22 protein-coding genes and 3 tRNA genes are annotated in these 24,359 nt (G+C 55.3%); 15 read left to right on the forward strand and 10 right to left on the reverse strand.

Translation table 11 applies throughout. The features are described 5' to 3' along the window. Positions 1-10: 10 nt before the first annotated feature. From AC1AWD_RS06585 to AC1AWD_RS06595, 3 genes are all read left to right on the forward strand, one after another. The gene (locus AC1AWD_RS06585; protein WP_476564874.1) at positions 11-331 is read left to right on the forward strand and encodes a serine hydrolase; all 321 of its coding nucleotides are present in this window, start codon (positions 11-13) and stop codon (positions 329-331) included. Between the two features lie 14 nt (positions 332-345). Beyond that, positions 346-939, forward strand: coding sequence for a serine hydrolase domain-containing protein (locus tag AC1AWD_RS06590; protein WP_476564876.1), 594 nt, complete (start codon positions 346-348; stop codon positions 937-939). A gap of 134 nt (positions 940-1,073) precedes the next feature. Then, positions 1,074-1,274 carry a hypothetical protein gene (locus tag AC1AWD_RS06595; RefSeq protein ID WP_476564877.1) on the forward strand — a complete coding sequence of 67 codons (201 nt, stop codon included), beginning with the start codon at positions 1,074-1,076 and terminating at the stop codon, positions 1,272-1,274. Between the two features lie 78 nt (positions 1,275-1,352). Here the strand turns inward: AC1AWD_RS06595 and AC1AWD_RS06600 are convergent, their stop codons facing one another. After that, the gene (locus AC1AWD_RS06600) at positions 1,353-2,087 is read right to left on the reverse strand and encodes a M48 family metallopeptidase (RefSeq protein WP_476564879.1); all 735 of its coding nucleotides are present in this window, start codon (positions 2,085-2,087) and stop codon (positions 1,353-1,355) included. 161 nt (positions 2,088-2,248) lie between these two features. Here AC1AWD_RS06600 and AC1AWD_RS06605 point away from each other — a divergent pair. From AC1AWD_RS06605 to gdhA, 4 genes are all read left to right on the forward strand, one after another. Continuing rightward, positions 2,249-2,322, forward strand: a tRNA-Ile gene (locus tag AC1AWD_RS06605). A 47-nt stretch (positions 2,323-2,369) separates the two neighbouring features. Next, positions 2,370-2,442: transfer RNA gene (locus AC1AWD_RS06610), tRNA-Ala, on the forward strand. A gap of 35 nt (positions 2,443-2,477) precedes the next feature. Continuing rightward, a tRNA-Ala gene (locus AC1AWD_RS06615) sits at positions 2,478-2,550 on the forward strand. Positions 2,551-2,778: 228 nt separating this feature from the next. Beyond that, complete coding sequence (gene gdhA, locus AC1AWD_RS06620; RefSeq protein WP_476564880.1) at positions 2,779-4,125, forward strand: NADP-specific glutamate dehydrogenase; 1,347 nt, start codon at positions 2,779-2,781, stop codon at positions 4,123-4,125. Positions 4,126-4,505: 380 nt separating this feature from the next. On the opposite strand, the gene AC1AWD_RS06625 is transcribed toward gdhA, so the two are convergent. From AC1AWD_RS06625 to dnaA, 7 genes are all read right to left on the reverse strand, one after another. Further along, positions 4,506-5,048: a DUF3566 domain-containing protein gene (locus tag AC1AWD_RS06625; protein ID WP_476564882.1), complete on the reverse strand. Its 543-nt coding sequence runs from the start codon at positions 5,046-5,048 to the stop codon at positions 4,506-4,508. A 79-nt stretch (positions 5,049-5,127) separates the two neighbouring features. Next, on the reverse strand, positions 5,128-7,743 hold the full coding sequence (gyrA, locus tag AC1AWD_RS06630) for a DNA gyrase subunit A (protein WP_476565000.1): 2,616 nt from the start codon (positions 7,741-7,743) through the stop codon (positions 5,128-5,130). 97 nt (positions 7,744-7,840) lie between these two features. Further along, the gene (gyrB, locus tag AC1AWD_RS06635) at positions 7,841-9,958 is read right to left on the reverse strand and encodes a DNA topoisomerase (ATP-hydrolyzing) subunit B (protein WP_476564884.1); all 2,118 of its coding nucleotides are present in this window, start codon (positions 9,956-9,958) and stop codon (positions 7,841-7,843) included. 148 nt (positions 9,959-10,106) lie between these two features. Beyond that, the gene (locus tag AC1AWD_RS06640) at positions 10,107-10,589 is read right to left on the reverse strand and encodes a DciA family protein (protein WP_476564885.1); all 483 of its coding nucleotides are present in this window, start codon (positions 10,587-10,589) and stop codon (positions 10,107-10,109) included. A gap of 2 nt (positions 10,590-10,591) precedes the next feature. Beyond that, positions 10,592-11,773, reverse strand: coding sequence for a DNA replication/repair protein RecF (gene recF / locus AC1AWD_RS06645; protein WP_476564887.1), 1,182 nt, complete (start codon positions 11,771-11,773; stop codon positions 10,592-10,594). Between the two features lie 48 nt (positions 11,774-11,821). Next, on the reverse strand, positions 11,822-12,946 hold the full coding sequence (gene dnaN, locus AC1AWD_RS06650; protein WP_476564889.1) for a DNA polymerase III subunit beta: 1,125 nt from the start codon (positions 12,944-12,946) through the stop codon (positions 11,822-11,824). Positions 12,947-13,373: 427 nt separating this feature from the next. Continuing rightward, positions 13,374-14,888, reverse strand: a complete 1,515-nt coding sequence (dnaA, locus tag AC1AWD_RS06655) for a chromosomal replication initiator protein DnaA (RefSeq protein ID WP_476564891.1) — start codon at positions 14,886-14,888, stop codon at positions 13,374-13,376. A 315-nt stretch (positions 14,889-15,203) separates the two neighbouring features. On the opposite strand from dnaA, the gene rpmH reads away from it, so the two are divergent. The 8 genes from rpmH to AC1AWD_RS06695 all read left to right on the forward strand — a co-directional run bounded on the left by rpmH (position 15,204) and on the right by AC1AWD_RS06695 (position 21,160). After that, entirely contained in the window at positions 15,204-15,338 is a 135-nt protein-coding gene (gene rpmH, locus AC1AWD_RS06660; protein WP_007054596.1) for a 50S ribosomal protein L34, read from the forward strand. A 17-nt stretch (positions 15,339-15,355) separates the two neighbouring features. Then, positions 15,356-15,715, forward strand: a complete 360-nt coding sequence (gene rnpA, locus AC1AWD_RS06665; protein WP_476564899.1) for a ribonuclease P protein component — start codon at positions 15,356-15,358, stop codon at positions 15,713-15,715. Further along, entirely contained in the window at positions 15,715-16,032 is a 318-nt protein-coding gene (yidD, locus tag AC1AWD_RS06670) for a membrane protein insertion efficiency factor YidD (protein ID WP_476564900.1), read from the forward strand. Before rnpA ends, yidD begins: the two co-directional genes overlap by 1 nt. A gap of 2 nt (positions 16,033-16,034) precedes the next feature. Continuing rightward, positions 16,035-17,039, forward strand: coding sequence for a membrane protein insertase YidC (yidC, locus tag AC1AWD_RS06675; RefSeq protein WP_476564902.1), 1,005 nt, complete (start codon positions 16,035-16,037; stop codon positions 17,037-17,039). A gap of 119 nt (positions 17,040-17,158) precedes the next feature. Beyond that, complete coding sequence (locus AC1AWD_RS06680; protein ID WP_476564904.1) at positions 17,159-17,695, forward strand: Jag family protein; 537 nt, start codon at positions 17,159-17,161, stop codon at positions 17,693-17,695. 68 nt (positions 17,696-17,763) lie between these two features. Continuing rightward, positions 17,764-18,510 carry a 16S rRNA (guanine(527)-N(7))-methyltransferase RsmG gene (gene rsmG, locus AC1AWD_RS06685; RefSeq protein WP_476564906.1) on the forward strand — a complete coding sequence of 249 codons (747 nt, stop codon included), beginning with the start codon at positions 17,764-17,766 and terminating at the stop codon, positions 18,508-18,510. A gap of 248 nt (positions 18,511-18,758) precedes the next feature. Continuing rightward, positions 18,759-19,739 carry a ParA family protein gene (locus AC1AWD_RS06690; RefSeq protein WP_476564908.1) on the forward strand — a complete coding sequence of 327 codons (981 nt, stop codon included), beginning with the start codon at positions 18,759-18,761 and terminating at the stop codon, positions 19,737-19,739. Between the two features lie 2 nt (positions 19,740-19,741). Then, complete coding sequence (locus tag AC1AWD_RS06695; RefSeq protein ID WP_476564909.1) at positions 19,742-21,160, forward strand: ParB/RepB/Spo0J family partition protein; 1,419 nt, start codon at positions 19,742-19,744, stop codon at positions 21,158-21,160. A 94-nt stretch (positions 21,161-21,254) separates the two neighbouring features. On the opposite strand, the gene trxB is transcribed toward AC1AWD_RS06695, so the two are convergent. Together trxB and AC1AWD_RS06705 are read right to left on the reverse strand one after the other, a co-directional pair. Next, positions 21,255-22,196 carry a thioredoxin-disulfide reductase gene (gene trxB, locus AC1AWD_RS06700; RefSeq protein ID WP_476564911.1) on the reverse strand — a complete coding sequence of 314 codons (942 nt, stop codon included), beginning with the start codon at positions 22,194-22,196 and terminating at the stop codon, positions 21,255-21,257. 150 nt (positions 22,197-22,346) lie between these two features. Further along, positions 22,347-24,329 (reverse strand): protein kinase family protein, encoded by a 1,983-nt coding sequence (locus AC1AWD_RS06705; RefSeq protein WP_476564913.1) that lies wholly within the window; start codon positions 24,327-24,329, stop codon positions 22,347-22,349. Between the last annotated feature and the right edge of the window lie 30 nt (positions 24,330-24,359).

Consider the following 24,359-nt stretch of genomic DNA (forward strand, 5'->3'; position numbering starts at 1 on the left):
AAGGACGATGATGGCCGAAACAGCGCGACAGCTTATTCATCATGCATTGGCGATCGCAGTGGGGCGCGGTGAAATCGCAGGCGCGAATCTGCTGGTTGTTCGCGAGGGAGAAAAGCTGTGTTTTGACGAAGTCGGCATGCGTTCCGTCGAACGCAATGAGCCGATGCCGCGCGATACGATTTTCCGCCTCTATTCTCAAACCAAACCGATTACCGGCACTGCAGCCATGATTCTGCTGGAACGTCGCCTTATCGATTTGGCCGAGCGGTCAGCGATTTCCTGCCGGGTTTCGCGAATCCTCGCGTTTCCGCTGAGCGGACTGGTCAGCTGAATAATGATATTCCGATGGAAGCCGCCGGCCAAAGCGAGGCCGCACAGGAAGCTGAGCCCACGATTCTCGCCAATCGTGGCCTTGTATTCCGCGACCTGCTGACCATGACTTCCGGCCTGACGTACCCAGATTCCAGTCATGCGCCAGGCCGTTATGCGGCAACCGTGTTCGACGAAATCGACCAGCGTCTGCATTCCGACAATCCGATGGGCACCGTTGGAATCGCCAATCGTCTCGGCGGCGGCCCACTGCTGTTCCAGCCGGGATCGCGTTGCATGTACAGCACTTCGGCCGATATCGTCGGCGCCGTCATCGAAGTGGTCTCCGGCAAACGTTTCGGCGACTTCGCGCGCGAGAAAATCCTCGAACTACTCGGCATGCACGACACCAATTTCTATACGCCGAAAGAAAGCAATATCGTCTCGCAGCCGTATACGACAATCCGAACAATCCGGTACGCCCCGAAAATGCGTGCAAGCCACTGCGCGAAATCCAAACCAATCATCTGGGCATCGACTATTTCGGCGAAACCGATCCGGCATTCCAGTCGGGTGGCGCCGGCCTCAAGTCCACCGTCGACGATTACATGCGTTTCGGACAGACGCTAATCAACGGCGGCAAATTGGATGGCGTGCGCATTCTGCAGCCAAGAACCGTGAAGTACATGACGACGTCGGCTCTCACGCCTCAGCAGTAGGCCGACTATGGGGATTGGCAGAACAGCTACGGATATAACGCATTCATGCGCATCGCACAATGCCCCGGCCGCTCTGAATCCATCTGCAATCCAGGCGAATTCGGCTGGGACGGCTGGTTCGGCACGTACTTCTGCGACGACCCGACCACCGGCACGACGATGCTGCTGATGTATCAGCTTACCAACGCCGGAACGACACCATTCACCCGCAAAGTGAAGGACATCGTTTTCACGCATCTGGATTAAAAGGATTACGACATAGCGTTGCGCAATAATCAGCCACATTTAGCCGCAGCCAGCCGCGGCTAAATGTGGCTGACACGACTACGAAATCACCACGCAACGATTCAATTCATTGCGCAGAGTCCGCCATTGCGACAAATACTGGTCCATACGGCGTTGGAACGCCTCACCGTGCCCTTTCTCCCACAAATGCGTCATTTCGTGGACCAGCACATACTCCAGGAATTTCGGTTCCATAATGCCCAATTGCAGATTCAGCCGAATGCGCCCGGTCGCCGGCGTGCACGAACCCCAGCGCGTTTTCATTGCGCGCAGCGTGATGTGGGTGGGGCGTCGGCCGATAATCGGCTCCCACGTTGCGAGCAACGCCGGCAATTGCTGATTGATGATATTTTTCGCGCGTTGCATGCGTTCGGGGGTCCACATGATGTCAGTGTCGCTGTTTTCGATGCCGGCTTGTATATCGACATTATTGATACCGCCGCTGGAGCCGCTGACGATGTTGCCTTGATTGTTGGCATCGCCGTTACGACTGGCCTTCCCGTTTTGCCCATCGACAAGACGCTGTCGAGATTGCAGCATTTCGTTGCGATGCTGATCGATCCACGGGCGGCGTTGCCGCACGAAATCAATGATGTGAACTTGCGCCAATCGCGGAGGCGCAGATATGACGACGTCGGCATTTGGCGGCTTCAATCGCAGATACACGTTACGGATCGGTTTGCGGATGATTGATATATGCAAGCCATCGACGTTCACTTCGGCACGACTTAATACTTGATTGCGAGCTGATGTGGAGGTACGGCGATACGACATACCGCCATTGTATCGGGCAGCGATCGAAGATTCGGGAAGTGACAGGCTTACGCCTGATGACGCAAAATCAAGCGCGACACGCCGAAAACACCAATGATTTTGACATATCTTTTTTCATCAGTAATATAACTACTCGTTGCGCCATTGAGGTGCATGAGATTGGGCCCGTAGCTCAGGTGGTTAGAGCGCATCCCTGATAAGGATGAGGTCGGAGGTTCAAGTCCTCCCGGGCCCACTTCAATAAAAAATACGGCGGCACACAGGCCGCTTATTTTTTACCACGGGGCTATAGCGCAGCTGGTAGCGCATCTGCTTTGCAAGCAGAGGGTCGCCGGTTCGAACCCGGCTAGCTCCACTTGATTTGATGAGTATTCATTGAATCTCCCTTTTGGGGCTATAGCGCAGCTGGTAGCGCACCTCCATGGCATGGAGGGGGTCAGGGGTTCGAATCCCCTTAGCTCCACAATTTCAACCGACTGCCTTGCAGTCGGTTTTTCATTTTCTTATCGAACTCGGCACCGCCTCCACGCCAATCACAACCAATGCGTTACCACACATGGATGCGACGGCATGCTAAACAGCCACGCACGGCCTTCACATGACAACCGAATGATGAACGTCCTCTTGTTTTCGCCAATACGGCCCGCATACAATAAACGCGGCGTTAAACAACTACTCAATAGGGGAGTGTATGTTCACTAACGAATACGTGAAGCGCGTCTACAATCAGGTGGAACAGCGCGATGGCGACCAGCCGGAATTCCTGCAAGCCGTGAAGGAAGTCTTCGAAAGCCTCGAACCGGTGATGGACAAGCATCCTGAATATGAGGCGAACGGCGTTCTGGAGCGCCTCGTCGAACCGGAACGCGTGGTCAAGTTCCGCGTCGCCTGGGTTGACGACGCCGGCAAGGTGCAGGTCAACCGCGGCTACCGCGTGCAGTTCAACTCCGCCATCGGCCCGTACAAGGGCGGCCTGCGCTTCCATCCGACCGTTAATGAAAGCGTCATCAAGTTCCTCGGCTTCGAACAGATTCTGAAGAACAGCCTGACCACGCTGCCGATGGGCGGCGGCAAGGGCGGCTCCGACTTCAATCCGAAGGGCAAGTCCGACGCTGAAGTCATGCGCTTCTGCCAGGCTTTCATGACCGAATTGTGCCGCCATATCGGCCAGTTCACCGATGTTCCGGCAGGCGACATCAACGTCGGCGGCCGTGAGATCGGCTACCTGTTCGGCCAGTACAAGCGTATTCGCGATGAATATTCCGGCGTGCTCACCGGCAAGGGCCTCGAATTCGGCGGTTCCCTCGCGCGTACCGAAGCCACCGGTTACGGCGTGTGCTACTACACCGCCGAAGCGCTGCGCGTGCTGCGCAACGACTCCTTCGAAGGCAAGACCGTCGTGATCTCCGGCTCCGGCAACGTCGCCATCTACGCTGCCCAGAAGGCTCAGCAGCTGGGCGGCAAGGTCGTCACCATGTCCGATTCCAACGGCTACGTGTACGATCCGAACGGCATTCAGGTCGACATCGTCAAGGACATCAAGGAAGTCAGGCGCGGCCGCATCAAGGAATACGCCGAGCGCGTGCCGAGCGCCGAATATCATGAAGGCTGCAAGGGCGTGTGGACCGTCAAGTGCGATATCGCCCTGCCGTGCGCCACTCAGAACGAAATCGACGAGGAATCCGCCAAGGCCCTCGTCGCCAACGGCTGCACCGTGGTGTGTGAAGGCGCCAACATGCCATCCACTCCGGAAGCCATCGAAGTGTACAAGTCCAACGGTCTGCTGTACGGCCCGGCCAAGGCCGCGAACGCCGGCGGCGTCGCAGTCTCCGGCCTGGAAATGAGCCAGAACAGCTACCGCTTGAGCTGGACCTTCGAAGAGGTCGACGCCAAGCTGAAGAACATCATGGAATCCATCGTCGCCAACTCTCTGGCCGCCGCCAAGGAATACGGCGAGGAAGGTGATCTGATGACAGGCGCCAACATCGCCGGCTTCGTCAAGGTCGCCAACGCCATGGTCGCTCAGGGCGTGCTGTAAATCCTCAATTCCGCAAACTGACTAAGTTTTTGCATCAGAGAACTGCCTTGATACTGTGAGAACACAGTATCAAGGCAGTTCTGTATGTATCACGTATATGCAGCGATTATTTTCTATACACGGACGCATGATGGCGGCTTATTGCTGGACTTCACATCGACCTTACCAGCGTCTCATCAGCGTCTCACAAACGTCTCACCAGAACTTCGTATCAATGTGCCAAGATGTTAGGTTGATTACGAAGTCCAAATAATAAGTTGGTAAGTTGATACGAAGTTCGCACGAAGTTGCGACGATGAGGATAGTTGCATATGAAAAAAGGCTCCGCAGGGGAGCCTTTTTTCATTGAAGCTTGATTATTTGAAGCTTGATTGATTGGATCAGTCGTCGCCGAGGGTGACGTGCAAGCCGCCGACCAGCGTGCTTGCCACGTTGTATAGCATGGCGCCGATGGTGACCAGAATGGTGACCAGCACCACTTCGACAATGGAGAAAATGGTGACGGCACTCAGCACGGTCGGCAAAGTGAAAATGGATTCCAGATCCAAGCCGTCAACGTCAAGGCCGGTGGAGGAGAACAACTGGGTCACGCTGTCGAAAACGCCGACCAGATTCAGCATAGCCCACACCAAACCGGCTGCGACGACCTGAATGATGCCACCGGCGACGGACAGCATGAAGCTGACTTTTGCGGCAGACCATGCGTCGATACGCGTAACCGAAAGGCTCATACGACGAGCGCGCGGAACATTACGACGATTTTTACGGACAGTGCCGCCGTTGCCGGCAGCGCCGCTAACTCCAGAAGCGGAACGCGCAGTGCGAGGTGCATGGACCTCATTGCTTTCAGCTGCGCCGGCAACCGGACCGCTGCCCTTCATCACGTTGATCGGCAGCTCATTGTTTTCGGAGTTCTCGCTCATTATTGCTCCTTAGCGACTAATACGCTCGGCCCAAAACGGCTCACACATCTTGGGCCGAGAATACCAGCTTTTACCGACGTTATTCAGCCTGCTGCACGGACTTGGATTCCGTTGCCTGTTCAACAGTCGGTTCGACTGCTGCGGTGTTCTCCGAAGCTGCGTTGCCGCTTTCTTCGGAATCATCTTCGTCCTTTTCTTCGTTGCGCGCGATGGAGATGATTTCGTCATCCTTATCCGGCTTTGCGAAAGTCACACCCTGCGTATTACGGCCGGTGCGGTTGACTTCGGCGACATCGGAACGAATCACCTTGCCGGACTTCATAATGGCCATGATCTGGTCATCTTCAGACACCACAACGGCACCAACCAGCGTGCCTCGGCCTTCAACCAGCTGCACGGCCTTCACGCCTAAACCGTTACGGCCCTGCAGACGGTATTCGCTGATGGCCGTACGCTTGGCAAAGCCTTCGTTCGTGACCACAAACAAGTCCTTGTCGGTGTCGCCCCACACCACATCCATGGCGAGCAGTTCGTCACCTTCGCGGAACTTCATGCCCTGAACGCCGGCGGTCTGGCGGCCCATCGGGCGCAGCTGTTCGTCATCGGCACGGAACTTCAAGCTCATGCCGAGCTTCGAAACCAGAATGATGTCGTCTTCCGCGTTGCACAGGGCTGCACCGATCAGTTCATCATTCGTCTCGCCGTTTTCGTCGGTCATCAGGCGCACCGCAATCAGACCGCCCTGACGCGGCGAATCATATTCAGCCAGTGCGGTCTTCTTGACCTTGCCGCTGCGCGTGGCGAGCACCAGATACTTGGCGACCTCGTAATTCGGAATCGACAGCACGGTCTGAATCTCTTCATCAGGGCCAAACTGCAGCAGATTCGCCACATGCTGGCCCTTGGAATCGCGAGAGCCTTCCGGCAGCTCATATGCCTTCAAGCGGTAGACGCGCCCCTTGTTCGTGAAGAACAACAGCCAGTTGTGCGTAGAAGTCAGGAAGAAGTGATCCACCACATCATCTTCACGTAGTTTCGCGCCCTTGATGCCCTTGCCGCCACGATGCTGTGCACGGTATTCGTCTGCCTTGGTGCGCTTGATGAAGCCCGAATGCGTGACGGTGACGACCACGTTCTCTTCGGCGATCAAATCTTCGACGTTCATTTCACCGGAGTACGGCAGAATGCGCGTACGACGCTCATCACCATACTTGGAGACGATTTCGTCCAATTCGTCGCCGATGATCTGACGCTGACGTTCCGGCTTGGCCAGAATGTCGGCGTAATCGGCGATCTTGCGCATAAGCTCTTCATGCTCGTCGAGAATCTTCTGACGTTCCAAAGCAGCCAGTCGGCGCAACTGCATCGACAGGATGGCATCCGCCTGCACCTGATCGACGTCAAGCAGTTCCATCAGGCCTGCGCGCGCAGCTTCAGTGTCAGAGGATCGGCGAATCAACGCCACAACCTCGTCGATCATATCGAGAGCCTTCAAATAGCCCTGCAGAATATGATCACGTTCTTCGGCCTCACGCTTCAGGTAAGCGGTACGGCGCGCGACCACATCGATCTGGTGATTGACCCAATGGCGGATGAACGCGTCCAGGCTCAGTGTGCGAGGCACGCCATCGACCAGCGCCAGCATGTTGGCGCCGAAGGTCTGCTGCAGCTGGGAATGCTTATACAGATTGTTGAGCACGACCTTCGGAACGGCGTCGCGCTTCAACACCAGCACCAAGCGCTGGCCGGTACGGCCGGAGGTTTCGTCACGCATGTCGGCGATGCCTTGGATCTTGCCGTCACGCACCGCTTCGCGAATGGAAACCACCAAACGGTCGGGATTGACCTGGTACGGCAGTTCGGTGACGACCAGGCACATACGCCCCTTGATTTCCTCCGTGTTGACGACGGCACGCATCGTAATCAGGCCACGGCCGGTACGGTAGGCCTGTTCGATGCCCTTATGGCCGAGAATCGTCGCGCCGGTCGGAAAATCCGGTCCCTTGATGCGAGCGATCAGGGCTTCCAGCAGCTCTTCACGGCTGGCGTCCGGGTGGTCAAGCGCCCAATGCACACCGTCTGCGACTTCGCGCATATTGTGCGGAGGAATATTGGTGGCCATGCCGACTGCGATGCCGGAAGAACCGTTGACCAACAGGTTTGGGAAGCGGGCCGGCAGCACGGTCGGTTCCTGCGTCTTGCCGTCATAGTTCGGCACGAAGTCGACGGTGTCCTTGTCGATGTCGCGCACCATTTCCATGGCGAGAGGCGCCATACGGCATTCGGTGTAACGCATTGCCGCGGCAGGATCGTCGCCAGGGGATCCGAAGTTACCCTGGCCGTCGACGAGCAGGTTACGCATCGACCACGGCTGTGCCATACGCACCAACGTGTCGTAAATGGCGGAGTCGCCGTGCGGATGGTACTTACCCATGACATCGCCGACCACGCGAGAGCACTTGTTGTACCCTCGGTCCGGACGATAGCCGCCGTCATACATCGCGTAAATCACACGACGATGCACCGGCTTCATACCATCGCGCACGTCAGGCAATGCACGCTCGACGATGACCGAAAGTGCGTATGCGAGGTACGAGTCGCGCATTTCCTGCTGCAGATCGGTCGGCTGGATGCGTTCACCGGTCATCAGACCATAATCGGTATCATCGGCCTCCTGCGGGCTCAACGGTTCCATAGAACCGTCGGGCAGGTTCTGTTCTTCATTATTGATGTCGTCTGCCACTGTTGTTCCTTGAATCTAATGGTCGAAAAGTCACTTATCCGAAAATCGATCACGCGTCGATGAATCGCGCATCATGCGCGTTACGTTGAATGAACAGACGGCGAGGTTCGACTTCGTCGCCCATCAACATGGAGAAGGTTTCATCGGCTTGTGCGGCGTCTTCGATGTGAATCTGCTTCAAAATACGATGCTCAGGATCCATGGTGGTCTCCCACAGTTCCTGATAACTCATTTCGCCCAGACCCTTATAGCGCTGGATGCCTTCGCCCTTCGGCAACTGGCGGCCTGCGGCCTTGCCTTCGGCAAGCACGCGGTCGCGTTCCTTATCGGTGTACACGAAATCGTGCGGTCCCTTGGTCCACTTCAGACGGTACAGCGGCGGCATGGCCACATACACATAGCCGGCGGTGATCATCGGACGCATGTAACGGAAGAACAACGTCAGATTCAGCGTAGCGATATGCGCGCCATCCACATCGGCATCGGCCATGATGATGACCTTGTGATAGCGCACCTTCGAAATATCGAAGTCCTCGCCGTAGCCGCCGCCGACGGCGGTGATCAGAGATTCGATGGTGTCGGACTTCATCATGCGGTCGAGGCTAGCCCGCTCGGTGTTGAGGATCTTACCGCGCAGCGGTAGGATGGCCTGGGTGATCGGGTTACGGCCCTGAATGGCGGAGCCGCCTGCGGAATCACCCTCGACGATGAACAGTTCGCACTCTTCAGGATTGCTGGACTGGCAGTCCTTGAGCTTGTCCGGCATGCCGGCCGATTCGAAGATCGACTTGCGACGAGTGTTTTCACGGGCCTTCTTGGCGGCAATGCGCGCACGGGACGCTTCAATGGCCTTTTGGATGATGTTCTTCGCTTCGCTCGGATGCGAATCGAACCAGTCGCCCAAACGTTCGGTCATCACACGCTGCACGAAGGTCTTCGCTTCGGAATTGCCCAGCTTCGTCTTGGTCTGGCCTTCGAACTGCGGGGTCGTCAGTTTTACGGACACGACTGCGGTCAGGCCTTCGCGAACATCATCGCCGGACAGGTTCTCATCCTTGTCCTTCAAAATGTTCTTTTCACGCGCGTAACGGTTGATCAGCGACGTCAATGCCGCGCGGAAGCCTTCTTCATGCGTGCCGCCTTCCGTGGTGGAAATTGTATTGGCGAACGTGTGCACGGCCTCGGAATAGGCAGTGGTCCACTGCAAGGCCACTTCGGCGGAGATACCAAGCTTCAGGTCTTCGGCTTCGAAGTCGATGACTTCGTCTTCAACAGGAGTCGCTTTACGGCTCTTGACCAGATAGCCGACATAATCCTTGATGCCGTGCATGTACTGGTAGCTCACGCTCTGATGCAGCTCTTCGACGACATTGTCACCGTCGCCGGCGACCTCGTCACCAGCCTGATCGACATGACGCATATCAGTCAGGGAAATCTTCAATCCCTTGTTCAGGAAGGCCATCTGCTGGAAACGGTTGCGCAACGTTTCGAAATCGTAGGTGGTCGTTTCAAAAATCGCCGGATCGGCCCAGAACGTCACGGAAGTGCCCGTGGATTCGCCTTCGGCCATCGGCTCGCCCTGGGCCAGACGCGCGGTCGGCTTCTGATTCAGATACGTCTGAGTCCAGTGGAATCCCTGACGGCGCACTTCGATGTCGACGCGGGTCGACAATGCGTTCACCACGGAGATGCCCACGCCATGCAGACCGCCGGACACCGCATATCCGCCGCCGCCGAACTTGCCGCCGGCGTGCAGCTTCGTCATCACCGTTTCGACACCGGAAATGCCTTCGCCCGGCACTTCATCGACCGGAATGCCACGACCGTCGTCGACGACGCGAATGCCGTTATCCGGCAGAATCGTCACTTCGATATGCGACGCATACCCGGCCAAAGCCTCATCGACGGAGTTGTCGACGATCTCATACACCAGATGGTGCAAGCCACGCGGTCCAGTGGAGCCGATATACATACCAGGCCTGATGCGTACTGCTTCAAGACCTTCAAGCACCTTCAGATCGGAGGCGTCATAATGTTCGGGAGCCAGAGATTCATCCAGCTGCGCATCTTCGAGCTGGCCGGTCTCCTGCTGTGCTTCTTGAGTACCTTCAGTTGAATCCTTCAGCGAATCCGCTTCAAGTTCTGCCACAGAGAATTCCTCCTGCATTTTCGTACGGCAGAAGGCTTTTTTATGGGCGACATCCGTCTAGAACGCACATAAAGGGGCCTTCTAGCCGCTTATATAGTCTGCATGTGATTCTACTAGTCTCCGGAGACACGTAAGGATATGGCGAAATTTTATATATCGGATTCACTCATCGCCTATATCGGGCACCGCCACCGCGTCGCAAGCGTCCATTTTGCGGGCCTGTCACACGAATTTCCCGCACATCCAATCCGGAAAGGCGTTCACGAATCGTATCGGTCAATTGCGGAATCAAATATGTCAGATTCGTGGCCCACACCGGCGAATCCGTTTGAATAACGAGCACGCCATCTCGAAAAGAGGCCGCATACGAATGCTGAGCGATGGCAGGTCCCACCACTTGCTCCCAATGATTGCGCATTTGAGCGATTTTCAAATACGGCGTCCACTGCCGGTCGGAAGCGAATATGCTCAGCACACCGCCCAATAAGTCGGGGTCGCGCCCCGGCTTGCCAAAGCTTTCCCACGCGCGCTCATTGCGTTCGGCGCGTTCACGCAGCAATCCAGCACGGGCGCTGACACGTTCGAACACTTCCGCAGGAAGCTTGCGCGCATCCACATGCAAGGTCTGGTATAGAGGAGGATCCGGCATGATCAGCCTTCCTTCATATCAGACCTGATATTCGTGGCGTCCATATCGGGGGAGGCCAGCAAAGAAGCGACGTCAATGGTATTGACGTCATCCGAAAACGACGGCACATCGCCGGCGGAGGCGACGGTAATCAGCACCTGATCCTGTTCGCTTGCAAAGCGCAGAATCTGTTCGCGACGATGATCGTCAAGCTGGGCGAACACATCATCAAGAATCACAATCGGCTTGACGCCGTGCACATCTTCCAGCACGTCGTACAGCGCCATTTTCAGCGCCAGCGCCATCGTCCACATTTCGCCGTTCGACGCAAATTCACGGGCCGGCATATCGTTGAGCATCAGCGTCATATCATCGCGATGAGGGCCGATCAGGTTCTGCCCGCGCGCGACTTCGCCCGGATAGATTCGCTGAAAATGACGGCTGATTTCCGCCGCCGGCTCCTCATATATGAGCACTTCGTCAAAAGACGGCTCGTATTGCAGCACAGCCTGCTGATTGTCGCCGGTCAACGAGCGATAGATACGATTGAACGGCTCAGAAAGACGGTGTACGATGTCGGCGCGCATACGAGTCAGCGCGATGCCGGCTTCAATGAATTGGCCAGTCCATATTTCAAGGCCGCTTAACGCGGCGTCGGCGGAATACTCCGCGCTGCCATGACCCGCATCAGACAATGTTTTCAGCAATGCCGCCCGCTGTTTGGCTATATGCGTGCACTGTTGCACCAGCTGCGGATATCGCATATCCAGCAATGAGCCGGCCTGGTTGATGAAATTTCGTCTGGTCGCGGGATCGCCGGAAACCAATCGTTGATCGTCCGGAGTGAAGGCGACGCAGGGTATGCGTCCGATAATTTCGCGCATATACAAGGATGCGCCGCCATTGATGCGTGCTCGGTTGGCGCCGCGTGCGCTGATGGTCGCCTCATATGTCGTCGGCTGGCTTTCGGCGATGTCGGCATGCACGTTGACACGGATCACCGCTGATGTTTCGCCGCGATGCACCAATGGCAAAGATGATGATGTGCGATGGCTGGAACCGGTAGACAGCACTTCGATAGCTTCGACGATATTGGTCTTGCCTAAACCGTTCGCACCTTGCAGGATGTTGACGCCGGGTTTCAAATCAAGCAGGCAATGCTCCCATGAGCGGAAACGGTCCAATGCAAGGCGCGAAATATACATGATGCGGGTTTTCGAAAATTGAATGCGGATATCAGCGATTCAGCCGTTTCAGCTGTTGAAACGCATCGGCACAAGCAGATAACGGTAATTCATCGACTCATCGGAATCCATGTCCTTCTGGCCGTTGAACTCCACCGGCTTCACCGGCGTGGTCATCTTCATATGCACGAACGGTTCGGCGATGGCGCTCAATCCTTCAATCAGGTAGGACGGGTTGAATGCGACGGTGATGTCGTCGCCATCCATATCGACTTCCAAGGTTTCGCTTGCATGGGCTTCGTCTATCGTTCCGGCGGCAAGCGTCAATTCCTGACCGGAGAACATCATGCGAATAGGGGCGTTGCGTTCGGCAACCAGGGAAACACGCTTGATGGCGCTGAGCAGAGCCTGCTTGTCAAGAACGGCATGAATCGGATAGGAGTCGGCATACAGGCGGTCAACAGCCGGGAATTCGCCGTCGATCAGCTGCATCGTCGAAATGCGGCCGGCGTTTTCGACGCCGATCAGCGACGAGGATTCCGGATCCAAATTGAGGGTGACGTCATGGTGTTCGTCCAAAGAGCGTGCGACATCACGCAGCAAAGAGCCCTTAACCAGTGCGGTGGTATTGATGTCCGGCTGCTGAGGCGTCCAAGCGACGGTGGATCGAGCAAGACGGAAGCGATCGGTGGAGCTCATAATGATGTTGCCGCCTTGGAACTGCACGCGAATGGCGGTAAGTACGGGACGGTTTTCTTCACGGGACACAGCGACGGAAGCCTGATTGACGGCCTGTATCAAAGCCTGGGCCTTCATCTGGCCAAGGGTTTGCGGAACCGTCGGCAAATCCGGATATTCGGATTCCGGCATCAACTGCATGGTGAAGGTTGATTTGCCGGAAGTGATGGTCAACGTCGAAGCATCGGTAGAAAGATAGGTTTTCTCATACGGCAAGGTTTTGGTGATGTCAGCAAGGAGCTTACCCAGAACCAGCACGGAACCGGATTCGTCGACACCTGCATCGATGTGGTGACGAGCGGATGTTTCGAAATTGAATGAGGAAAGATGCAAAGTTCCGTCTGCAGCTTCAAGACGAATGCCAGCAAGAATCGGGTTGGAAGGACGAGAGTCGATGATGCGAGTGGTCCAAGCGACCGCATCGGAAAAGCTTTGGGTATTGATTTCAACTTTCATGTCAATCCTCGTTTCTGCAGGGGTACTGAGGCAATTGTATCGGCAATCGGCTTCGAATATTGTGCCGCTGGTATGTGGCTGTAGTTGATATGGCTATGAACCGATAAAGCTGTAAATAATCGAAATAATAAAGCCGGTGGATTTGTGGATAACCATAAAATTACTTAGTAACAGCGCGAAAAATGTGCATAACTCAAGTGTGGATAACTTTTGAGTGGTATGTGGAAAAGTAGGCGACTTATCCACCGGGTTTTGAAGCCGGAAAACTTATCCACAGAGCGCCCGGGCAATTCCACTGCCTATCAACAAAAAATGTGGAGTATTTAACGTGTTGTCCAAAGGCTTTTCCCACAATTGTGCAAAAGTATGTGGATAACTTTTTTTAAAATAATCCACATTCCCGGTGTGTCGTTCTTTTGCCCAACCCCTACTTTTTGTTGTTGCGCTGCTTCAATCGAACCGTCAATTCCATGACGTAGTTGTAGATCTCCTGCTTTTCCTGCATCTCGTCGCTGATCTTCGTATATGCATGCAGCACGGTCGTATGGTCCTTGCCGCCGAATACGCGTCCGATGTCGACCAAGCTCATGCTGGTCATCTCACGGGATAGATACATGGCGACCTGACGTGCCAAGGCGATGTTCTTCGTACGACGCGAGCCGACGATGTCATCAAAGGAAACGTGGAAATACTTGGCGACCTGACCAATGATATCGGTGGGTTTGATTTCCACATCCGTGGTGAAGAAATCCTGTAAGGTCTGCTCGGCCAACGCTCGCGTAACCGGTTGGCTGCTCAACGAAGCCACTGCGGTAACACGCGTCAGCGCGCCTTCGAGCTCACGGATGTTTTCGGTGAAACGTTCCGCGATCAGATCCAACACGTCATTGGGAATATTGGTGCCGTTCATGGACGACATCATGCGAAGAATGGCGATTCGGGTTTCCAAATCCGGCGGCTTGACATCGACGGTCAGACCGGATTCGAATCGTGAAATCAGACGTGCTTCGAAGCCCTTAAGATTCTTCGGAGCCACATCGGAGGCGATGACGATACGCTTATTGGCCTGATGCAGGCTGTTGAACGTATGGAAGAACTGCTCCAGCGTCGCTTCCTTACCGCCCAGGAACTGGATATCGTCGATCAGCAATACATCCACTTCGCGATAGCGGCGGTTGAATTCCGCGATCTGGCCCTGGCTTTGGTTCGGAGTCTGCAGCGCTTCGATGAATTCGTTGGTGAACTCCTCGCTGGTCACATAACGGACTTTAAGCTTGGGGTCCTTCAACAGCGCATAATTGCCGATGGCGTTCAACAAATGGGTTTTGCCCAGTCCGGAACCGCCATAAATACAAAGCGGGTTGAAATCACGGCCCGAGCCTTCGGCCACGGCCAAAGCGACCGTACGCGCGAAACGGTTGGAATCGCCGGGCACGAACGTGTCGAACGTGGCATTTTTATTCAGATGGGTCTGGGAATCAAGCAGCGGCTTGTTACGCCCGCCCGCAAACTGGGTTTTTGAGGGGAAGGTCTGTTCCGGCATGGAGCTTGGAATAGGCAGCTGCCCCTGCGCGGAGGATTCGGCGCTATTGTCTTTTTTCTCTTTTTTCGAAGATTTATGGGCAGGGAATGCGGGTTGCGGTTCTGGTTCCGCTGCAGGTTCCTCCACCGGAACGATCTTGAATGCCGGGAACATGTTCTGGCCGGTCGCAATCTGCAGGGATTCGAGCAGCGGCTTGTTCAGCTCCGTTTGCAGTGCTTCCTGAGTCGCCCAATCCGGCAGGCTCAATACGATGGTGTTGCCGACCATCGTTTCCGGAGTGACGCGTTCGAACCAGGACTTGTCTCGCGCGGTCAACGAGGAATTGACTTTAAGCAGTGCCAGCGTGTCGGACCATACGCCGCGGGCTTGCGCCGACGGATCATGTGCTGTGTTTTCCATGGTCCTCCTCCCCGATATGCACACCGAATATAAGTACAAATTACCTTTTTACTCCGATTCCTAGAAGTTATCCACCGCCTCGCGTGTTGAAAAAGATGCGTTTGTGAATAAAATTCTCGGTAAATGGGGATAAGATTGAACCGCATATCGGCGGAATATCAACATTTTTTGTGGATAGCCCGCGAAAAAGTTATCGACAAAAAATGTGAAAAGAAGTTTGTTGTTTTGACTTGGTATAGGGGTCAGAGTAATTTAGTAGAGCTTGACTCATGAGGAGCCGTGCCTAAGCATGGCAAAAAACCGGGAGCATTACATATGAAGAGGACATTCCAGCCGAACAACCGCCGTCGCCACATGAAGCACGGTTTCCGCCTGCGCATGCGCACCCGTTCCGGTCGCGCCGTGATCAACCGTCGCCGCGCCAAGGGCCGCAAGTCCCTCTCTGCCTGAGTTTTAACGGCATAGCAGTGGAACGGCTGAAAAGTCACCGCGATTTCGTTGCGGTGCTCAAACGCCGTCGTAGGGTATCTCGTGAAGACATCGTCGTGCACTATCTTGTGCATGACGATGTCTGCGATATTGCCTCCGCGGATGCATCGGCCAAACGTATAGGTCTGGCCGTATCCAAAGCCGTCGGCAATGCGGTGACCCGCAATGCCGTCAAACGGCGTTTTCGTGTGTTGGCTAAAAAATACGAGGCCGATCTTCCCGAATCCTGCGACATTGTCCTTCGAGCGAAGCCCAGCGCAGCGCACGCGGATTTTCAATCGCTTGACAGGCAGATGTCGGAATTATTCGCAGCTGTTCGGCGGAAAGCCGTACGCTGATGAGCACTGATTCCCAGCGCAACGTGCTGATTCGCGGTATTCGTTGGTATCAGAAGCATATTTCCGCGAACACCGCGCCATGCTGCAGGTATTACCCCAGCTGTTCGAATTACGCGTTGCAGGCGATACTGCGATATGGGTCGTTGCGTGGGGGGATTTTGGCGGTATTACGCCTGTTACGTTGTCGTCCGTGGAGTCGTGGGGGAATTGACGACGTTCCGCGGCGATACTCCATTTTCTACCGATTTTCATGGTCCAAGGCTCATGAGGAGCCTCGTTTGACCCCTTTGGCCTCAGACGATAAGGAGAAGGTCTGACGATGAATCAAGATCAATTCCTGCTCGATAGCGGATTTTGGGGATGGCTGTACAAGCTGCTGACCCCGGTTGAATGGCTGATGACCCAGATCATGGCCATCTTCCATGATTTTCTGACATTGCTGGGACTGCCGTCCGTCGGTTTCTCCTGGGTGTTCGCAATCATCTTCCTTGTGCTGGTGGTGCAGGCCTGCATCTTCCCGCTGTATTACAAGACGATGAAATCGATGCGTAAGATGCAGGCGATTCAGCCGAAGATGCAGCATATCCAGAACAAGTACAAGGGCAAGAACGACGCCGCCAGCAAAGAGGCGATGCAGCGCGAGATGATGAAGCTGTATCAGGATAACGACGCGAACCCGATGGGCTCGTGCCTGCCGATGCTGATTCAGGGTCCTGTGTTCATGTGTATGTTCTACACGCTGTCCGCGATTCCTTATATTGCTAACGGCAAGCGTGCCCCGCTCGGCGCCTTCGACGTGGCGACGGCGAAGGAATTCACCAAAACCACGGTATTCGGCACGAACGTGACCGATACATTCGTCACCGCCGATTCCATGGGCAAAGTCGTCATCGGCTGCTTCGTGGCGTTGATGTGTGGCTGCTTGTGGTTCATGCAGTACAACAACATGAAGCGCAATATGCCGGCAGGCTCTGCAAACAAGCAGGCCGAAATGATGCAGAAGATGATGCTGTGGGTGTTCCCGATCATGTACATCTTCTCCGGTGTCGCCATGCCGTTCGCTGTGCTGGTGTACTGGCTGACCAACAACATTTGCAATCTGGGACGTTCGTTGTGGCAGGTGTACGCCTTCCCGACCCCGGGCTCCCCAGCCGCCGAAGCCAAGAAGATTCGCGACCACAAGAACGAGAACGCGCGTCGTGAACGCGCCGGCCTCCCTTCTTTGGAAGATGAAGCTTTGCAGAAGGCTCGCGAGGAAGCTGCCAACCGAGAGAAGAACGGTTATCAGCGCCAGCAGCCGCAGCGCAAGAAGCGTAGGAAGTAGCGAATAATGTCCCGTATTCCGGTTCGGAGTGCGGGACACGCCCTTATCTTGAGGTCGCGTTGGGGAGACCGTTGGGGCAGTAGACTTGATCATTAATTCATGTAAAAGGAGCAGTCACTATGGCGCAGGATGATGACAAGACCATCGATCAGCTCAATGACGAAGCTGACATCGCCGCCGATTATTTGGAGGGGCTTCTCGATATCGTCGATTACGAGGGTGACATTGAACTGGGCATTCGCAACAATCGCCCGATGATTCAGATTGTCGCCGATGACGATACCGATATCAAGAACCTGATCGGACGTAACGGCGAAGTCGTTGATGCGCTGCAGCAGCTGACCAGGCTTGCTGTGCAGCAGAAGACGGGCGACCGTTCCCATTTGATCGTTGACGTGGATGGATTCCTGAAACGTAAGCGTCAGCATCTGCATGACATCGCTTTGGATGCCGTTGATGAGGTTCGTGAAACCGGTGAACCGGTGAACTTGAAGCCGATGAATTCCTTCGAACGTAAGGTGATTCACGATGTCGTTCGGGAAGAGGGGCTGAAGTCCCGCTCCCATGGCGAAGAGCCGCGCCGTTACGTTACCGTGTACATGCGCGCCACCGTGGATGAGACCGACGATGAATTCGAGGATCTCGTAGACGCCTGATTTGCAGGTTTCACGTGAAACACGCTTAGCGCCGCCATAGTGCGGCGCTTTTTTATAGGATGTCATGTATGACTGATGTGTTTGATGGGCCAAAATTAGACGATGAGATAGAAGGTTCCGGAATTCTGGAGCAAGTATTGGGCGACGCTTTGCCGAAACTTCGTGTTTTTCATTCGAAGTTGGTTGAAGAGGGGGAGCCTCGTGGTCTGATCGGACCTCGTGATGTGCCGATTATCTGGGAACGTCATATTTTGAATTCCGCCGCGATTGTTCCTTTTGTGAAGAGCGCGACGGAAAATCGTCGATTCAAAACAGTCGCCGATGTCGGTAGCGGTGGCGGATTCCCCGGAATCGTTGCGGCGGCATGCTTGCCGGATCATGATATTGTACTGATCGAGCCGATGGAGCGACGCGTGGAATGGCTGAAGGAATGCGCCTCCGCCATGGAATTGAACAATGTCGCTGTGGTACGTGCGCGCGCCGATGAGATGATTGCCGCCGTTGGGCGCGGCGGTAAGGCGTCTTCGCGAAAAGCCGCTTGCGATTTGGATGGCAATCCGATTTCCCAGAAGCATCCTTTTGCGGTGGTGACCTGCCGTGCGGTCGCTCCGATGACGAAACTGTCGGGCTGGACGCTGCCTTTGTTGGTTTCGGGCGGTCGTTTGGCTGCCTTGAAGGGACGATCGGCGCAGGCTGAAATCGAAAAAGCAGCCAAAGAAATCGGCAAGTGGGGAGGAGTGAATCCGCGTGTGATCGAAGCGCCCGTCGGCGAAGGGCTTGAAGAAACGCATGTGGTTGTTGTGGATAGGAAATAAGCGAGTTATCCACAAGATTACATAAGTGGAATATTTATCCACACTTCTTGACGTGATGCGAATTCGCGTGGAAAAGTATTGGAAATATTCGCGTTAGAGGGGTGGATAAACAATGGGGGTGCATGAGTTTTCCACTGCTTATCCACAATTATCCACAATGTTGGAAAAGTGTGGGATGAAGTCCGACACTGTCCATGCGACTGAAGAAACTGATACATGTTTAATGACTTTCAAGGGGGTACAGGTTCATGAGCGACTCCGAGCGCATTGATGAGGCGGCTGCGGTCGAATCCGCTGCAGACACCATCAAACGTATTTTTGGAGATCATAATTCTCCACTTGGCATTCAAATTGCTGATGAAGCCTCCCGTTATGCGGCATTGCAGGAACAAACGTTCCCCCTGCCGGAGAAAACCCGTCGTATCGCAGTCGCCAATCAGAAAGGCGGCGTGGGCAAAACCACTACGGCGGTCAACCTTTCCGCGGCCTTGGCGCAAGGCGGCGCTCATGTCTTGCTGCTCGATATGGATCCTCAGGGCAATGCTTCCACAGCGTTGGGTGTGGCGCATGCGTCCGGCGAACCTTCCATCTACGACGTGCTTGAAGGACGTATGGGCATCGCCGAAGTCAAGCAGACCTGTCCTGACTTCGAAACTCTTGACGTTGTTCCCGCGTCCATCGATCTGAGTGGCGCCGAACTGGAAATCGCCGATCTCGCGGACCGCAATGTACTGCTGAAGCGAGCTGTCGACGGCTTCCTTGAATCCAGCGAACAGCGTTATGACTATGTCATCGTCGACTGCCCGCCAAGCCTGGGCCTGCTGGTCATCAACGCGATGTGCGCGGTGACGGAAATGCTTATTCCGATTCAGGCCGAATACTATGCGTTGGAAGGCCTGGGACAGCTGATCAACACCATTGGCCTGGTCCAGACGCATTTCAACCCCACGCTGCTTGTTTCCACCATGCTGATCACCATGTTCGATCGGCGCACGATCTTGAGCCGCGAAGTGTATGAGGAAGTCAAAAGCCACTATCCGACCATCGTCCTCGACACGACGATCCCTCGAACGGTAAAAATCTCCGAAGCGCCAAGCTTCGGCAAAACCGTTGTGGCCTATGACCCGCGTGGCATGGGAGCCATCTCGTATTGCGAGGCCGCATTGGAACTCGCCCGTAAATCCCCGTTGGTGTTGCAGGCAATCGAAGCAAGAAGGAATGAGAACTGATTATGTCCACGAAAACACGTTTGGGCAAGGGTTTGGGCGCACTGTTTCCCGTGCTGCCCGGCGCACAGGACGAAGCGTCCAAACAGCATGAGGAAGTCTCATCCAATTCGGTGATTCCTGCCGCTCCGAAGGTCACTCCAGTCCACGAAACGGCGAAAGCATCAGGCGTTGCGCATGTTGCGGCTAGTGGCGATCTCACCGCTGAAAAGCAGCAGAATACTGCGGCGATCAAGCAGAAGGCCGAAAAGAAGGAATCTCCGGCATCCCACAAAAACTCCAAGTCCTCGAAGTCTTCCGCTCGCCGCGCTGAAATGCCTGGTCTGAACGATATCGCCCATCCGGCGGACATGTTCTTCAGCCCCGGCGTCGTCGCACTTGATCCGACGCCGCAGGTCGCAGCTCAAGCCGCCGAAGCCAAGTTGAAATCCAAGAAGGATGACGGCAATGAGGAACCGCAGCTGGCTCCGGTGCAGGGTGGCTATCTCGTCGAACTGAAGTTGACGGATGTCGGACCGAACACCCATCAGCCAAGAACCATTTTCGACGAAGATGATTTGCGCGAGCTGGCCGAATCCATCAAGGAAGTCGGCGTGCTGCAGCCTATCGTCGTACGGAAACGCCCTCTGGAGCAGATTGAAGCCGCAATCGCGGCCAAGCGTGCCGACAATGCCGACAAGGGCTCTCAGGACGCAATAGAACGTTTTGGCGAGGTTGATTCGCTGAACTTCGACGATCGTATGGACAGCATGTATGAGCTGATTATGGGCGAACGTCGCTGGCGTGCGTCGCAGATCGCAGGTCTCACCACGATTCCGGCTATTGTGAAAACCACCGCCGACACCGATATGCTGCGTGACGCGCTGCTGGAAAATCTGCATCGCGTGGCCCTGAATCCGTTGGAAGAAGCCGCTGCCTATCAGCAGATGATCGACGAATTCGGTCTGACGCAAGCGCAATTGTCGAAATCCGTGTCCAAGTCACGTCCGCAGATCGCCAACACCCTGCGCCTGCTGAACCTTCCTGCAGGAGTACAGAAGAAGGTCGCCGCCGGCGTGCTGTCGGCAGGCCACGCGCGTGCGCTGCTGGGTCTGCGCAATGATGAGGATATGGAATCCCTGGCCGATCGCATTATCGCGGAAGGCCTATCCGTGCGCAGCACTGAGGAAATCGTCGCCATGAAGGTCGCCGAAAGCGATCAGCCGAAGAAGCCGAAAACCAACCGACTTAATCCGTGGCTGGGCTCTCCGGTACAGCAGGGATTGGAAAATCATTTCGATACGAAGGTATCCATCAAGGGCACCAAGCAGCATGGCCGTATCGAAATCGTATTCTCCTCGCCTGAAGATATGGATCGTATTCTCGGCATGCTGATGCCGCAATCCGACGGCGATGATACGGATACCGGCAACGGCTGGGTCTGATAATTCAGCACAGCATAGCGACACATGACGAAGGGCCGCTGTGAGGGAACCCCACAGCGGCCCTTCGTCATACACAGCCCTGCAACAGCCGATATCAGCGTTCCTCAGTCAGATACGCTTGCGCATCCAATGCGGCGCGGCATCCCATGCCGGCGGCGGAAATCGCCTGACGATACACGCTGTCAACGCAGTCGCCTGCGGCGAAAACGCCGGCGGCGCTGGTGCGCGTGCTGGCTCCAGCCACCAACACATAACCCTGCTCGTCACGCTCGACGATATTCTTGGCGAAATCCGTGGCCGGAGTGTGGCCGATGGCAACGAACACGCCATTGGCTGCCATGTCGGAAGTCTCTCCGGTGACGACATTGCGCACGGTAACGGACTGTGCGCCGGAATCGTCTCCATTGACACGTTCCACAACGGAATCGGTCAGGAAGCTGATCTTCTCATTCGCCTGCGCGCGCTCGACCATAATGCGGGAAGCTCGGAATTCGCTGCGACGATGAATCAGCGTTACCGAAGATCCGAAACGAGACAAGAAGTCGGCCTCCTCGAAGGCACTGTCACCGCCACCGACCACAACGATCGGCTTATCACGGAAGAAGAAACCGTCGCAAGTCGCACAATAGGAGACGCCCTTGCCGGAATACTCCGCCTCGCCTTCAATGCCGAGCTTACGATAGCGTGAGCCGGTGGCGATGACAACGGCGCGAGCGGTATACACGTCGCCCTGATCGCAAGCGACGGTGAACAGGCCATCGTCTGCGCGCGAAACATTCGTCACATCATCCCAGACAAGTCGTGCGCCGAATTTCTCCGCCTGACGCTGCATGTTATCCATCAGGTCAGGTCCCATAATGCCATCAGGGAATCCGGGGAAATTCTCCACTTCCGTAGTGTTCACCAGCTGGCCACCAGGCGTCAGAGCGCCTGCGATAACAAGAGGCTGATAGCCGGCACGACCCAGATAGATGGCAGCAGTGTAGCCAGCCGGGCCAGAGCCGATGATAATTGCGTCATGAATCTGTTCTGTCATGATTCCACAATAGGGAATCTCAATGACGTGCACGCTGCTTCCTCTTACAGCGCATATCCACAAACGATATGGCGGCCGAAAGAGAAAATGGCGTGCGCGACGCGAAATCGGAGGAATCCGAGGAACTGAACGATTGACAGGTCAGACGGCTCAGTAGATCTCCACGGATTCGATGTACAGCTGGTTGCCGGGCAGGCTGTCCATCGGAACCCAAAGCATGACATCCTGGGTCTCCAGTACCTTGTCGAACTTGATCTCGGTGGTACCGCTTTCATCGAATGTGAATTGCGCGACCTGCTCACCCTGCGTCGGATCGTCGGTTGTATTCACACGAATAAAGCCCTGGCCGCCGGAAGAACGAATCGTAATAACCATACGGTAGGGCTTTTCCGGCTGTGACAAATGCATGTAATAGCCGAAGCCGGACTGGCCAGCTGGGCTTTGCAGGAAGTTCCGGTTATCAATCTGGAATGCGACGGTATTTTCCGGAACCTTCGGATCCGGCACGGCCTTGGCGTCCTTGTCTGCGGTGACAACCTCGGTTGAAGAATCCTGCGAAGAATCAGAGGAGCCGTCGGAATCGTTCTTCGAAGCGTCAGCCGAAGCGCCGGTTCCATCGCCGAACGGAACCTCATCAAGGTTCATCTCAGGCCAAGCGTTATCCTTCTCGTCAATCGTGAAAGAGCTGTCATTAACAGGATTTGAAAGGCTATGCAACGCCAAAGCAAGCGCAATCGCCACAACAACGACCATGGCGATAATAGCCACGGCCTTCGTCTGCAGATTGCCCAGAAGGCGGGCGTCGGCAACCTGCTCTTCCTGATTCTCGCGATTGGCGGCACGCGTCGCCTGAGGTTCGAACGAAGGCGGAACCGGCATATTGCGCGTGGGAGAAGGCACAAAGGAAATCGCTTCGTTCTGCTGCTCCTCATTCAGCTCACGCTGCGAAGCAGTACCCGGTTCAATAATGGAGCCATCAGGCGCAATCACGGGCAGACGATGAGTAGACTCGGCAAAAGACGGCTCATCTGCTGCAGCGGCCGAGGAATCGGTCGGAGTCAGTGGAAAAGAGAACTGGTCGGTTTCGCTCATGCCATTGAGATTCTCCTGACTCCACACCTGCTTGCTTTCCGCCCAAATGGATTTCAGCGTGCCGGGAGCGTCATTTTCGGCATTCGATGCAGAAGATGCAATATTGGCCGTCGCAATCGGAGAAGTCACCGCAGCCATGCCGTACGGGGACTGGAAATCCATAACCGGCACACGTTCCGAAGTGACAACGCCATCCGGATAATCATTGATATCACTTGCGGAAACCGGCGCCAAAGCGGCCCCAATAATTGAGCATTCGCCATCAATGGACGGAATATCAAGATCGGAAGCGTCCAGCTCCCTTACCGGTGTGAAACGGCCAAGCAATGCATCCAGCTCATCCAACGTGGCCAAAGCGACAACCGAATCATCATCACCATCCGACAACGCCAATCCACGGCGACAAATCACACGCAAATCCATTGGAACATTGTCGCCAAGTGCATCAAGATCGAAATCGCCAATCGCATATGACGGCTTACGCGTCAGCATCGCATACAGCAACGCCGCCAACTGGCGGATAATGTACTGCACTTCATTTGACGTCACTTCAGCATGCGTGTGATCCAGCAGCAGCGGGCTGATCGGAGTGTCAGCCAGTTGTACTCCGTGACGTGTAATGCGAACGGTATCGGTCGTAATCGCGTGATGTGTCAGCCCTTCGTCAAGCAGCGCGCGCGCACACTGCAGCGTTTCCGACATAATCGAACGTATCGCGTCAAACGTCAAAGGCCTGCTCAATCCGTCCTCAATATAATCGGACAGGCTGATGCCGGTATCAAGGCGTGTGACGATAACGATGGCGCCTTCAACACGATTCACCTGCAACACATGCGTGAAATGATCGTCATTCGTCACGGCCTTGCAGGAAGCCAAAGCGAGCACCGGATCCAACGCCTTCGCATTGTTGACAATGAACACCTGGCAATCGCGCGACAGCAGGTAATCATTGGCCTTCCAAGCCTGAATTCCGCCCGCTTCACGCAGCAACGACACCAGAACATACCTGTTGTTGACGGTATCACCCAATTGAGGTTTCATCGTTCCCTTTGACCTTACGATTCGCACGTT

This window comes from Bifidobacterium sp. LH_512 (assembly GCF_056356435.1).